The organism is Pseudomonas sp. B21-010 (assembly GCF_024749325.1).
GTDB classification, from domain to species: domain Bacteria; phylum Pseudomonadota; class Gammaproteobacteria; order Pseudomonadales; family Pseudomonadaceae; genus Aquipseudomonas; species Aquipseudomonas kilonensis.
Genome location: NZ_CP087198.1, coordinates 5,517,473 through 5,529,521, shown reverse-complemented (window position 1 = coordinate 5,529,521; position 12,049 = coordinate 5,517,473). Strand labels below are relative to the sequence as shown.

12 protein-coding genes are annotated in these 12,049 nt (G+C 60.3%); 7 read left to right on the top strand and 5 right to left on the bottom strand.

The annotated features are described in order from the left end of the window. Positions 1–64: 64 nt before the first annotated feature. Both LOY50_RS24665 and LOY50_RS24660 read right to left on the bottom strand, forming a co-directional pair. On the bottom strand, positions 65–1,918 hold the full coding sequence (locus tag LOY50_RS24665) for a DUF4105 domain-containing protein (RefSeq protein ID WP_258689415.1): 1,854 nt from the start codon (positions 1,916–1,918) through the stop codon (positions 65–67). An 88-nt stretch (positions 1,919–2,006) separates the two neighbouring features. After that, positions 2,007–2,495, bottom strand: a complete 489-nt coding sequence (locus LOY50_RS24660) for a DUF3015 domain-containing protein (RefSeq protein ID WP_003185616.1) — start codon at positions 2,493–2,495, stop codon at positions 2,007–2,009. Between the two features lie 274 nt (positions 2,496–2,769). Between LOY50_RS24660 and LOY50_RS24655 the strand changes: the two genes are divergently transcribed. The 4 genes from LOY50_RS24655 to LOY50_RS24640 all read left to right on the top strand — a co-directional run bounded on the left by LOY50_RS24655 (position 2,770) and on the right by LOY50_RS24640 (position 7,360). Next, positions 2,770–5,208, top strand: a complete 2,439-nt coding sequence (locus LOY50_RS24655; protein ID WP_253469518.1) for a Lon protease family protein — start codon at positions 2,770–2,772, stop codon at positions 5,206–5,208. A 367-nt stretch (positions 5,209–5,575) separates the two neighbouring features. Continuing rightward, positions 5,576–5,917: a hypothetical protein gene (locus LOY50_RS24650; protein WP_186730510.1), complete on the top strand. Its 342-nt coding sequence runs from the start codon at positions 5,576–5,578 to the stop codon at positions 5,915–5,917. 132 nt (positions 5,918–6,049) lie between these two features. After that, on the top strand, positions 6,050–6,538 hold the full coding sequence (locus LOY50_RS24645; protein ID WP_014340287.1) for a TIGR00645 family protein: 489 nt from the start codon (positions 6,050–6,052) through the stop codon (positions 6,536–6,538). Positions 6,539–6,742: 204 nt separating this feature from the next. Continuing rightward, positions 6,743–7,360: an FKBP-type peptidyl-prolyl cis-trans isomerase gene (locus LOY50_RS24640; RefSeq protein WP_003205746.1), complete on the top strand. Its 618-nt coding sequence runs from the start codon at positions 6,743–6,745 to the stop codon at positions 7,358–7,360. Positions 7,361–7,494: 134 nt separating this feature from the next. On the opposite strand, the gene LOY50_RS24635 is transcribed toward LOY50_RS24640, so the two are convergent. The 3 genes from LOY50_RS24635 to LOY50_RS24625 all read right to left on the bottom strand — a co-directional run bounded on the left by LOY50_RS24635 (position 7,495) and on the right by LOY50_RS24625 (position 9,467). Beyond that, positions 7,495–7,752 (bottom strand): hypothetical protein, encoded by a 258-nt coding sequence (locus LOY50_RS24635; protein WP_003205743.1) that lies wholly within the window; start codon positions 7,750–7,752, stop codon positions 7,495–7,497. A gap of 206 nt (positions 7,753–7,958) precedes the next feature. Beyond that, a complete protein-coding gene (locus tag LOY50_RS24630) occupies positions 7,959–8,300 on the bottom strand; it encodes a zinc ribbon domain-containing protein YjdM (RefSeq protein ID WP_003205741.1) in 342 nt (113 codons plus the stop codon). 198 nt (positions 8,301–8,498) lie between these two features. Further along, positions 8,499–9,467, bottom strand: coding sequence for a polyprenyl synthetase family protein (locus tag LOY50_RS24625; protein WP_024617321.1), 969 nt, complete (start codon positions 9,465–9,467; stop codon positions 8,499–8,501). A gap of 239 nt (positions 9,468–9,706) precedes the next feature. On the opposite strand from LOY50_RS24625, the gene rplU reads away from it, so the two are divergent. The 3 genes from rplU (at position 9,707) to cgtA (ending at position 11,728) form a co-directional block, all read left to right on the top strand. Continuing rightward, positions 9,707–10,021, top strand: coding sequence for a 50S ribosomal protein L21 (gene rplU, locus LOY50_RS24620; protein WP_003176051.1), 315 nt, complete (start codon positions 9,707–9,709; stop codon positions 10,019–10,021). Between the two features lie 35 nt (positions 10,022–10,056). Further along, positions 10,057–10,314, top strand: a complete 258-nt coding sequence (rpmA, locus tag LOY50_RS24615; RefSeq protein ID WP_003176049.1) for a 50S ribosomal protein L27 — start codon at positions 10,057–10,059, stop codon at positions 10,312–10,314. Positions 10,315–10,504: 190 nt separating this feature from the next. After that, positions 10,505–11,728: an Obg family GTPase CgtA gene (cgtA, locus tag LOY50_RS24610; protein ID WP_018600990.1), complete on the top strand. Its 1,224-nt coding sequence runs from the start codon at positions 10,505–10,507 to the stop codon at positions 11,726–11,728. Positions 11,729–12,049 lie beyond the last annotated feature (321 nt).

The following is a 12,049-nucleotide window of genomic DNA, read 5'->3' as shown; positions in this document are numbered from 1 at the left end:
GAAGTGGATTCGTCAGTAAGGCGTGAAAGCGTGGTGATTAATCCGTTCGTTGCGCAGGCCATGGTCAGTAGTGGTACCACTTCACCTCAAGCATCACTTCGTTTTCCGGCGAGGCCAACTGGCTGAATTCCCGCTGTGCACTCAGGCGCAGGCCGAGGTTGCGGGACAATTCCCATTGTTGATTCAAGCTCAGGCTGCGACGCACTTCGCCGTTGACGAAATAATCACCCTTGGCTTCCAGGCTCAGGTTGCCCAGCGGGTTTTTCCACAGTACCCCGCTGTTGAAACCGGCAGCCGGGGCGATGAATTGGGCGAAGTCATTGTTGTGCTCGACCCGCACCGTGCCCAGGGCAAAACCCAGCACCTCTTCGCCCAGCGCCCAGGTGCCACCCGCGCCACCGTTGACGTGGCTGACCAGGGTTTCGTCGTCGTGTTTGCCCGGCACCCGCTCCAGGCCGCCGGTGACCTGCCAGGACAGCGGTTGCAGTAGCTCGTTGCGTGGGGTCAGGGAGCGAATGGTCGCCAGGTCCAGTTGTTGCACCTGCCAGTCATTGCCTTCGTACTGGCGCAGTTTCAATTGCAGGATTTCGATCTGCGCGCCCAAGGGGAAGCTCTCGGCGTTGTCGTTGAGATCGTGATAGGCCATGCGCAAGCCATACTCGCCGAACGCCCGGTCGCCTCGCGTGCCGAGGCCAGCCTGCCAGGTGCGCGATTGATGACCGTCCTCGGGCAGGCCCGGTTGCGGGATATCGAGTTCCGGCGCGGGGTTCTGGTTGATCGCCCGCAACAGTTCGAAACTGCGCTGGGAGCGCTGCGGATCACGTTCCTGGCCGTTGGCGCGATAGCGCTCCAGGCGATAGGCCGCATCGATGATCAGCGCCTGGCGTTCGCGCGGCAGCGCCTTGAAGCCGGGGGCTTGCAGTTGCTGCTGGTCGGCGCTGACTTTCAGTACCCATTGCTGTTCATCATCGCTGAGCGGTTCGGCGCGGCTGAGCAGTTCCCGTTCACGGGACGGTCGATACTGGATGCTTTCCACCAGGCCGGATTCTTTCACTGCCTTGACGGTGTCGGTGGGAATCGCGGTCAGCGGGAATTGTTCGGTCAGGCGCAGGCTGGGGCGAGCCACTTGCAGCAATTCGAGCAGGCGATAGGAGCAGTTTTCGTCGAAGAAAAAATAGTCGAACTGAATCTGCTTGAGTTCCCAGACGTGCTCGACCATGCGCTCGGTTTCCGCCTGGCTCAGGTTCAGGCGATATTCCCACAGGTCGCGGTTCTCCAGGCTACGGTACTCGGAGAGTTTTTCCTGGTACGGCACCAGGGCGAACAGGCCGGGATAGCCGCCCATCAGGCCCTTCCAGGCATAGAGGATGCTGTTGTCCGAGCCTTCGATGTAGGCGCCGAAATTGATCGCATAGCTGAGCAGGGCGGTCTTGTCGCTTTGCACATCGGCCTGGTCGATGCGCAGCAGGGTGTGGCCGAACATCGAGGACGGGCTGTTCAGGTACGCGGCGGGGAAGATCATCACCGCGCTGTGGGGCGAGACGTCCTTGAACCATTGGTTGAAGTCGCTGCAGGTAACGGCCGGCAGATCCGTCAGGTTGAGCTGGGCCTTGAGCCAGCGCGTTCGCGCCGGGTACACGCACTGGGCATGCTGCTGGCCGGCGCTGGCCGGGCCGTACAGGGCTTTTAGCGTGGCGCTCAGTTCACGCTCGGGATGTTCGTTGCCATCGGGCGCGAGGAAGAATTTTTTGTCGCTGATATAGCTGCGCCAACCGCCAAGCTTGGCGGTTTCGTAGTGGCCCAGGGAAATCCAGAAGCGGTCATTGGCCAGTTGCTGCAAACGTTGAGGGTCGACATGAGGCGCGGCGGACAGCGGGGCGCACACACAGAGCGCCAGCCAGGCAAGGCGTTTGAGCATAGTCGGCTACTTGGAAAGGCGAAAAATAAAGACCGAAGGGGCCCCAAAAAGAAAACCCGCTCCCCGAGAGGAGCGAGTGGTGTCGAGCTTAAGCTTGAGTGGCGTACTTGGCCAGGCGAGGATCGCTTTTCAGCACGGCCAGGGTGTTGGTATGCACGTCTTCGGCGGTCACGTCAGCCTTGCTGAAGATCTGCTGGAAGTGCTCGTGGGTCACAGCGGAGAAGTGTGCGCGGTCTTCCGGCGCCACGCCCAGTACCACGGCATAGGTGGTCAGCGCTTCGCCCTGACCCTTGGCCATGTCTTCGGACAGCTCGTTCATCATGCCATTCATGGCCAGCCAGGACTTGCCACCGTAGGTCAGTGCCGCGTTGGTCGAGCAACCGTTGGTGCCAGATGTCATGCCGAAGGTAGCGTTACCGGACGTGCCGTTGGTAGTGGATGCCAGGAAGTGTGCCGGAGTGCCACGCTGACCTTCGAACAGCATGTTGCCCCAGCCGCAATCCGGGCCGCCCGGCGCCTGAGCCATGGCGTTGATGGATACAGCGGTGAAGAGAGTACCGAGAAGAATCCGTTTCATAGCTATGTTCTCTTTATGTGCATACCGATGGACAGGGTCTGGCCCTATAGCAGCCAGTGGGCCGGTTATTGTTCCAGCCGCGCAATTTGGAGTTTAGGCACGATCCAGGGGTTCCGTGACATTTTGCAAAAACATTACTGGGAGATCGCCTGTCTACTGGGCCCCGCCCGTGGTTTCCCCTTTGACTATGCTTTGGGCAGAGGCGCTCCTTGCCAGTCAGGTACAGGCAGCGCCAGAATGCCGCTATCTGCCCCGCCTGATGTAAGGAAGCCCGATGCCTGATCCTGTTGCTGCCAGCTTGCGTCTAGCGCCCGAAGCGCTGACCCGTCCGTTTTCCGCTGAACAGTTCAGCTTCTCTACCACCAATGATCTGGAGCCCTTCCGCGGTGTGCTTGGCCAGGAACGTGCGGTCGAAGCCTTGCAGTTCGGCGTGGCCATGCCGCGCCCCGGTTACAACGTATTCGTCATGGGCGAGCCCGGCACTGGCCGGTTTTCGTTCGTCAAACGCTACCTCAAGGCCGAAGGCAAGCGCCTGCAGACCCCGGCGGACTGGGTCTACGTCAACAACTTCGATGAGCCTCGCGAACCCCGTGCCCTGGAACTGCCGTCAGGCACGGCCGGTGCTTTCATCGCCGACATCAACGGCCTGATCGACAACTTGCTGGCGACATTCCCGGCGGTATTCGAACACCCGTCCTACCAGCAGAAGAAAAGTGCCATCGACCGCGCCTTCAACCAGCGCTATGACCGCGCCTTGGACGTGATCGAGCGCCTGGCGCTGGAGAAGGATGTCGCGCTGTACCGTGACAGCAGCAACATCGCCTTCACGCCGATGAGCGAAGGCAAGGCCCTGGATGAAGCGGAATTCGCCCAGTTGCCGGAAGCCGAGCGCGAGCGTTTCCATGAGGACATCTCGGGCCTGGAAGAGCGCTTGAACGAGGAGCTCGCCAGCCTGCCGCAATGGAAGCGCGAGTCCAGCAACCAGCTGCGCCAGCTCAATGAAGAAACCATCACCCTGGCCCTGCAACCGTTGCTGGCACCACTGTCGGAGAAATACGCAGAGAACGCTGCGGTCTGCGGCTACCTGCAGGCCATGCAGGTCTATCTGCTCAAGACCGTGGTCGAGCAATTGGTGGACGACAGCAAGACCGACGCCATCGCCCGCAAGCTGCTGGAGGAACAGTACGCCCCGAGCCTGGTGGTCGGGCATCCGTTCAGCGGCGGCGCGCCAGTGGTGTTCGAGCCGCACCCGACCTACGACAACCTGTTTGGTCGCATCGAATACAGCACCGACCAGGGCGCTCTCTACACCACGTACCGGCAGTTGCGTCCGGGCGCCTTGCACCGGGCCAACGGCGGTTTCCTGATTCTGGAAGCGGAAAAAATGCTCGGTGAGCCGTTCGTGTGGGATGCGCTCAAGCGGGCCCTGCAATCGCGCAAGCTGAAAATGGAATCGCCGCTGGGTGAGCTGGGCCGGCTGGCCACGGTGACCCTGACGCCGCAGCACATTCCGCTGCAGGTCAAGGTCGTGATCATCGGCGCCCGCCAGCTCTACTACGCCTTGCAGGACCTGGATCCGGACTTCCAGGAAATGTTTCGCGTGCTGGTGGATTTCGACGAAGACATCCCGATGGGCGACGAGAGCCTGGAGCAGTTCGCCCAGTTGCTCAAGACCCGCACTTCGGAAGAGGGCATGGCGCCGCTGACCGCCGACGCGGTAGCGCGCCTGGCGACCTACAGTGCGCGTCTGGCCGAACACCAGGGGCGCTTGTCGGCGCGTATCGGTGATCTGTTCCAACTGGTCAGCGAGGCGGATTTCATTCGCCAGCTGGCCGGTGACGAGATGACCGACGCCGGTCACATCGAACGCGCTCTCAAGGCCAAGGCCACCCGCACCGGGCGTGTCTCGGCGCGAATCCTCGACGACATGCTGGCGGGGATCATCCTGATCGACACTGCCGGCGCGGCCGTGGGCAAATGCAACGGGCTGACAGTCCTTGAGGTCGGCGACTCGGCGTTTGGTGTACCCGCGCGGATTTCCGCCACGGTGTACCCGGGCGGCAGCGGTATCGTCGACATCGAGCGGGAGGTCAACCTCGGCCAGCCGATCCACTCCAAGGGCGTGATGATTCTGACCGGCTACCTGGGCAGTCGTTATGCCCAGGAGTTCCCGCTGGCGATCTCGGCCAGCATCGCGCTGGAGCAGTCCTACGGTTACGTGGACGGCGACAGCGCGTCTCTGGGCGAGGCGTGTACGCTGATCTCGGCCCTGTCGAAGACGCCGCTCAAGCAGTGCTTCGCCATTACCGGCTCGATCAACCAGTTCGGTGAAGTGCAGGCGGTGGGCGGGGTCAACGAGAAGATCGAAGGCTTCTTCCGCCTCTGTGAAGCCCGCGGGTTGACCGGTGAGCAAGGGGCGATCATTCCCCAGGCCAACGTCGCGACCCTGATGCTCGACGAGAAAGTGCTGGCCGCCGTGCGCGCCGGGCAGTTCCATGTCTATGCGGTGCGTCAGGCCGATGAAGCCCTGAGCCTGTTGGTGGGCGAGCCTGCTGGCGAGCCGGACGAAAACGGCGAGTTCCCCGAGGGCAGCGTCAACGCCCGCGTGGTGGAGCGGCTGCGGGTGATCGCGGAGATGATCAGCGAAGACGACATCAAGGAAGCGGAAAAGGAACTGGCACAGCAGGCATTGGCGGAGGCCAAGCCGGCTTGATGTTTTCCTGACCGCAGCAAGCCCCCCTGTGGGAGCGAGCTTGTGGGAGAACAGCCTGTGGGAGCAAAGCTTGCTCGCGATAGCGTTTGTCCAGTCAACAGAAGTGTTGCATGTGACAACCCCATCGCGAGCAAGCTTTGCTCCCACAGGCTTGCTCTCACAATCAATGTTTTGTGGGTTATCACTAAAAAACGCCACCACTTTGGCGTCAATATTCACACTGTGACCGCTCGGCGTATTCTGGTCTCGAAAGTCCTTGCGGCCGGAACTTTTCTTCTATCCTCAGCTCAAGGATAACGAGAGTCATCATCGGATCGAAACAGCCTCCTCCAGGGGCTGAATACCGGATCTACCGAGGGGCGCCGCCATGTCGCGCAACCTTTGCCTCACTCGTCAATGCCTGGGCCTTGTCACCCGTATCGAATGCGCCATCCGCCCCCTGGCGGGAGATACCGGTATGTGGACCTTGCTCTTCGCCGCCGGAATGGCCGGTGAACAACCTTCTGCCATCAAGGCCCAAGGGCCATTCCCCGGCCCGACTGCCGCCGAAACCATCCTCGATACCATTGTGCAAAGCCTGACGCTGCACGGCTACGAGCTGGCCGACGACCCGCAGATCTGGTCCCTGCACATGCAAGCCCAACTGCGTGAGATCAATGGAGGCCGTTGTCGCAACGTCGGCGGCTTCGAGTTTCGTCCGCTGCATTGAAGGCCATCACCGCACGGGCACCGGCAGTAAAATTTTGTCACAAGGGCAGGGACCAGGGAGGGGCCCGGCGTTTGTGGGGCCGGTCGTGGCTGATATACTCGCCGCGATTTTTCAGCCCTGGTATGAGATTCAATGGAACGCTTTATCGAAAACGCAATGTACGCCTCCCGTTGGCTACTGGCGCCGATCTACTTCGGGTTGTCCCTGGGCTTGCTGGCCCTGGCGCTGAAGTTCTTCCAGGAAGTTTTTCACGTCATCCCCAACGTGTTTTCCATGGCCGAGTCCGACCTGATCCTGGTGCTGCTGTCGTTGATCGACATGGCGCTGGTGGGCGGCCTGCTGGTGATGGTGATGATTTCCGGCTACGAGAACTTCGTCTCGCAACTGGATATCGCCGACGACAAGGAAAAGCTCAACTGGCTGGGCACGATGGACTCTTCGTCGCTGAAGATGAAAGTCGCTGCCTCGATCGTGGCCATTTCCTCCATCCACCTGCTGCGCATTTTCATGGACGCCAAGAACGTCGATCCCGAGCACCTGATGTGGTACGTGATCATCCACATGACTTTTGTGGTCTCGGCATTTGCCATGGGCTACCTGGACAAACTGACCAAGCACTGAGGTCCGTTCACCGCCCTGGCGCAACGCCCGCCTGTAGAATTGCAGGCGGGCGTTGTCGTTTCTGGCGGCTTGCTTTGGCGCAGGGGGCTCGTCACCCGTGGTGGCATCTGTGCTAGTCTGCTCGCCCTTTTGGTTCCGGGCGCTCCGGGAGGCGCTGTGGCACACACGGCAATTCTCGAGCCGTCCGCACAGCGGAGCAGCATCATGTCCGAAGTTAACCTGTCCACCGACGAAACCCGCGTCAGCTACGGCATTGGCCGTCAGTTGGGCGACCAACTGCGCGACAACCCGCCACCGGGCGTTAGCCTGGACGCCATCCTGGCCGGCCTGACCGACGCGTTCGCCGGCAAGCCAAGCCGCGTGGGCCAGGACGAAATGTCCGCCAGCTTCAAGGTCATCCGTGAAATCATGCAAGCTGAAGCCGCTGCCAAGGCTGAAGCCGCCGCTGGCGAAGGCCGTGCATTCCTGGCCGAAAACGCCAAGCGAGAAGGCATCACCACCCTGGCTTCCGGCCTGCAATTCGAAGTGCTGACCCAAGGTGAAGGCGCCAAGCCGACCCGTGAAGACCAGGTGCGTACCCATTACCACGGCACCCTGATCGACGGCACTGTGTTCGACAGCTCCTACGATCGTGGCCAGCCAGCCGAATTCCCGGTAGGCGGCGTGATCCCAGGTTGGACCGAAGCCCTGCAACTGATGAACGCCGGCAGCAAATGGCGCCTGTACGTGCCGAGCGAACTGGCTTACGGCGCTCAAGGCGTTGGCAGCATTCCACCGCACAGCGTGCTGGTGTTTGACGTCGAGTTGTTGGACGTACTGTAAGACCCTGTCCGGTTTTACAGCCGGACAAAAAACTGTGGGAGCGAGCTTGCTCGCGAAAGCGGACTGTCAGTCGACACTTTCGTGACTGATACACCGCCATCGCGAGCAAGCTCGCTCCCACATGATTTCTACGCTCATCCGTGGAACCTGCCGCTGAAATCACCCGTCGGGCGCAACGCCCGGGCGTAGCAGAACAGGAACAGATTGCGCACCAGCTCCTTGAGCACCAACGGCTCGCTGGAATTGAGGCTGTTGAGGTCCAGATCCCCCTGGTCCTGCAGCTCGTTCAGGGCTTCTTCTTCAAGCACCGCACAGACTTCCCCGGTTTCCCGATGCAGGATCCTGAGGTAGGGATGTGGGCGGTCCAGCCAGGCATCGATCAAATAAGTCATGGTTCTCATCTCCTTGATGGGGTTCGATGAGAATAATTCTTATTCGCTAAATAGCAAGTCTCTATTGGCGTTGCGATTGTTTTTCTGACGATGGGTTATGGCAGCCCAGAATGGCTGGCACTTGGCTGATGTCCGGGAAATGGGGGCGAAGCGCAGAGGGCGAAGCTCCATCCCACACGCGGGGTGTGGGATGGAATACAGCAGAATCAGACTTTTCTGACGAACTCGGATTTGAGTTTCATCGGGCCGATGCCGTCGATCTTGCAGTCGATGTCGTGGTCGCCATCGCACAGGCGGATGTTCTTGACCTTGGTGCCGACCTTGACCACCAGCGACGTGCCCTTGACCTTGAGGTCCTTGATCACGGTGATGGTATCGCCGTCCTGCAGGACGTTGCCGACCGAATCTTTCTTCACGGTATCGTCGGACACTGTTTCAGCTTCGCCGCTGGCGGACCATTCGTGGGCACACTCCGGGCAGACCAGTTGAGTACCGTCTTCGTAGGTGTATTCGGAATTGCATTTCGGGCAGGGAGGCAACGTGCTCACTAAGGTTCCTTGGGTATCAGGAGGGCAAAAGGGCGCACATTATATAGGGTTTTGTGGCGAGGGGGGTGATGCGGGGCTTTTGTGGCGAGGGAGAATTTGTGGGAGCAAGGCTTGCCCGCGATGGGGGCGATGCGGTCCTTCAGAAACCGAGTCGCCTGTATCGCGGGCAAGCCTTGCTCCCACAAAAAGCCCTGTGTGTCAGTGCGTACGGGCGACCGCAAACTCGCTCAGTTCCACCAGCGCATCGCGGTATTCGCTGGCCGGCAGGGCGTCGAGGCATTTGATCGCGCGGGCAACGTAGTCCCGGGCCAGGTTCGCGGTGTAGTCCAGCGAGCCGGACGCTTCGACCGCGACACGGATGCTTTCCAGGTCTTCGATCCCGCCTTTCTGGATCGCCTGGCGAACCAGTGCTGCCTGTTCAGGCGTGCCCTCGCGCATGGTGTAGATCAGCGGCAGGGTCGGCTTGCCTTCGGCCAGGTCGTCACCGACGTTCTTGCCCAGGGTCTCGGCATCGCCCTTGTAGTCGAGCAGGTCGTCCACCAACTGGAAGGCCACGCCCAGGTGGTCGCCGAAGGTGCGCAGCGCTTCGCTCTGCTCGGCGCTGGCACCGGCCAGGGCGGCGGCGCTGTGGGTCGAGGCTTCGAAGAGCATCGCGGTCTTGCCGCGGATGACTTCCATGTAGGTTTCTTCGGTGGTGCTGGCATCGCGTACCTTGGACAACTGCAGCACTTCGCCTTCGGCGATGATGCGCGTGGCCTGGGACAGGATCTTCATCACCGGCATCGAGCCCAGCTCGACCATCATTTCGAACGAGCGCGAATACAGGAAGTCGCCCACCAGCACGCTCGGGGCATTGCCCCACATGGCGTTGGCGGTCGAACGACCACGCCGCATGCCGGACATGTCGACCACGTCGTCGTGCAGCAGGGTCGCGGTGTGCAGGAATTCGATGGTGGCGGCCAGCAGGCGCATGTCGTCGCCTTCGCGACCCAGGGCCTTGCCGCACAACAGCACCAATAAAGGCCGCAGGCGTTTACCGCCGGCCGATGTGATGTAGTCGCCGATTTTCGATACCAGCGGCACTCGGGAAGTCAGCTGCTTCTTGATGATGCCGTCGACGGCGCTAAAATCGTCCGCCACCGTGCGGTAGAAAGCTTGGGGTTGCATCAGCGACAGGTGCTCCAGAAGGGTTGCGCGGCATGCTAGGACCCCCACCCAGGCCTGTCAAGGCGCGATGGACGGCTACTTGCAAGGCTGTTGCGCCTTGCGTACAATCGCGCACCCTGAACTTCCTGGGCAGCACCTGCCTTACGCAATTGCATCAGGGCCTTCCAGCCCATGCAGCCATGCCAGCCAATACCTCTTCTTATAAAGCGCTGGGTGAGCAGGATTATCGGAGAAATACCATGTCGTACGCAGTAATTGTTACTGGTGGCAAGCAATACAAGGTCGCCCCAGGTGAATACCTGAAGATCGAAAAACTGGAAATCGCTACTGGCGAATCCGTGACTTTTGATCGCGTTCTGTTGGTCGCCAATGGCGACGACGTGAATATCGGCGCTCCAGTCGTTGCTGGCGCTACCGTTGTGGCTGAAGTGATCTCCCAAGGTCGTCACGATAAAGTCCGCATCATCAAGTTCCGTCGCCGTAAGCACCACATGAAGCGTATGGGCCACCGCCAGTGGTACACCGAGATCAAAATCACCGGTATTCAGGCTTAATTTCAGCCTAATTCCTCACTAGGAGAATTGAACTCATGGCACACAAAAAAGCTGGTGGTAGTACCCGTAACGGTCGCGACTCAGAAGCCAAACGCCTTGGCGTGAAGATGTATGGCGGCCAGAAAATCATTCCGGGCAACATCATCGTGCGTCAGCGCGGCACCCAATTCCACGCCGGTTACGGTGTTGGCATGGGTAAAGATCACACCCTCTTCGCGAAAATCGAAGGCGTGATCAAGTTTGAAGTAAAGGGCGCGTTCAACCGCCGTTACGTGAGCGTTGTCGCAGCTTAATTGCGAGATCGCTGGAAAAGCCCTGTCTTGCGACGGGGCTTTTTCGTTTGTGGGGTGAGTCTCTTGCAAAACTGTTTGTATGGGCTGTCGGCGCTGCGGTTGGGGCGTGTCATCAGGTCGCTGCGCTCATTTTTGCAAGAGTCTTATGTCTTGTTTTTTTGGCTCGTCCGTATGGCGAGAGGCGTGTGTCATGAAGTTTGTTGATGAAGTATCGATTCGAGTAAAGGCCGGCGACGGCGGCAATGGTTGCATGAGTTTCCGTCGGGAAAAATTCATTGAAAACGGTGGCCCGAACGGCGGTGACGGGGGCGACGGCGGCTCGATCTACATGCTCGCCGACGAAAACCTCAACACCCTGGTGGACTACCGTTACACCCGGCACTTCGATGCCGAGCGTGGCTCCAACGGCGGCAGCACCGACTGCACCGGCAAGAAGGGCGAAGACCTGATCCTGCGCGTGCCAGTCGGCACCACGGTGATCGATTCGGCCACCCAGGAAGTGATTGGCGACCTGACCAAGGCCGGCCAGCGTCTGCTGGTCGTCCATGGCGGCTGGCACGGCCTGGGCAACACCCGTTTCAAATCCAGTACCAACCGTGCGCCACGCCAGACCACGCCAGGCAAGCCAGGCGAGCAGCGTGACCTGAAGCTGGAAATGAAAGTGTTGGCTGACGTGGGCCTGCTGGGCTTGCCGAACGCCGGTAAAAGTACCTTCATTCGCTCGGTGTCGGCGGCCAAGCCGAAGGTGGCCGATTACCCGTTCACCACCCTGGTGCCGAACCTGGGCGTGGTCAGCGTCGACCGCTGGAAGAGTTTCGTGATCGCCGACATTCCAGGGTTGATCGAAGGGGCTTCCGAGGGCGCAGGCCTGGGGATTCGTTTCCTCAAGCACTTGTCCCGTACCCGTCTGTTGCTGCACCTCGTGGACATGGCGCCACTGGATGAAACCAGTGCCGCCGATGCCGCCGAAGTCATCGTCAACGAACTGACCAAGTTCAGCCCGGCCCTGGCTGAGCGCGACCGTTGGCTGGTGCTGAACAAGTGCGACCAGATCCTTGAAGAAGAGCATGAGGAGCGGGTCAAGGAAATCGTCGATCGCCTGGAGTGGGAAGGTCCGGTCTACGTGATCTCGGCCATCGCCAAAGACGGCACCGAGCGCCTGTGCCATGACATCATGCGTTACCTGGAAGATCGCGCCGACCGCCTGGCCAACGATCCGGCCTACAAGGAAGAGCTGGCCGAGCTCGACCAGCGCATCGAAGACGAGGCTCGTGCCCAGTTGCAGGCGCTGGACGACCAGCGTGCCCTGCGTCGCAGCGGCGTCAAGTCGGTCCATGACATCGGTGACGACGATTGGGATGAAGAAGATGTGGATGACGAAGACGGTCCGGAAATCATCTACGTCCGCGACTGATCTTGTGCTGATGCCACTTAGCTGAAGCCAGTACCTGTGTGGGCGAATTTGTGGGAGCAAAGCTTGCTCGCGATAGCGGTTTGCAGTCAGCCAAGGTGTTGAGTGTGACGAGGCCATCGCGAGCAAGCTTTGCTCCCACAGGCTTGATCCCCCCAAGGATTCTCGGGTGGCTGGCATTAACTGGTCCAGTGCGGTGTTATCATCGCAATCAGCCGGTTTCCAAGGCGCCGCTCATTCGAGCGGCGTTTTGGTATCTGTAAAACGCAAATACGAATAATCCCATGGGCGGCGCTGGGTCGCGCCGTTCGCTGGCAAAGGTTG

Bases quoted from the DNA above. Each gene is read 5' to 3' on its own strand.
- LOY50_RS24665 (WP_258689415.1), bottom strand. From the start codon at position 1,918: ATGCTCAAACGCCTTGCCTGGCTGGCGCTCTGTGTGTGCGCCCCGCTG.
- LOY50_RS24660 (WP_003185616.1), bottom strand. From the start codon at position 2,495: ATGAAACGGATTCTTCTCGGTACTCTCTTCACCGCTGTATCCATCAAC.
- LOY50_RS24655 (WP_253469518.1), top strand. From the start codon at position 2,770: ATGCCTGATCCTGTTGCTGCCAGCTTGCGTCTAGCGCCCGAAGCGCTG.
- LOY50_RS24650 (WP_186730510.1), top strand. From the start codon at position 5,576: ATGTCGCGCAACCTTTGCCTCACTCGTCAATGCCTGGGCCTTGTCACC.
- LOY50_RS24645 (WP_014340287.1), top strand. From the start codon at position 6,050: ATGGAACGCTTTATCGAAAACGCAATGTACGCCTCCCGTTGGCTACTG.
- LOY50_RS24640 (WP_003205746.1), top strand. From the start codon at position 6,743: ATGTCCGAAGTTAACCTGTCCACCGACGAAACCCGCGTCAGCTACGGC.
- LOY50_RS24635 (WP_003205743.1), bottom strand. From the start codon at position 7,752: ATGACTTATTTGATCGATGCCTGGCTGGACCGCCCACATCCCTACCTC.
- LOY50_RS24625 (WP_024617321.1), bottom strand. From the start codon at position 9,467: ATGCAACCCCAAGCTTTCTACCGCACGGTGGCGGACGATTTTAGCGCC.
- rplU (WP_003176051.1), top strand. From the start codon at position 9,707: ATGTCGTACGCAGTAATTGTTACTGGTGGCAAGCAATACAAGGTCGCC.
- rpmA (WP_003176049.1), top strand. From the start codon at position 10,057: ATGGCACACAAAAAAGCTGGTGGTAGTACCCGTAACGGTCGCGACTCA.
- cgtA (WP_018600990.1), top strand. From the start codon at position 10,505: ATGAAGTTTGTTGATGAAGTATCGATTCGAGTAAAGGCCGGCGACGGC.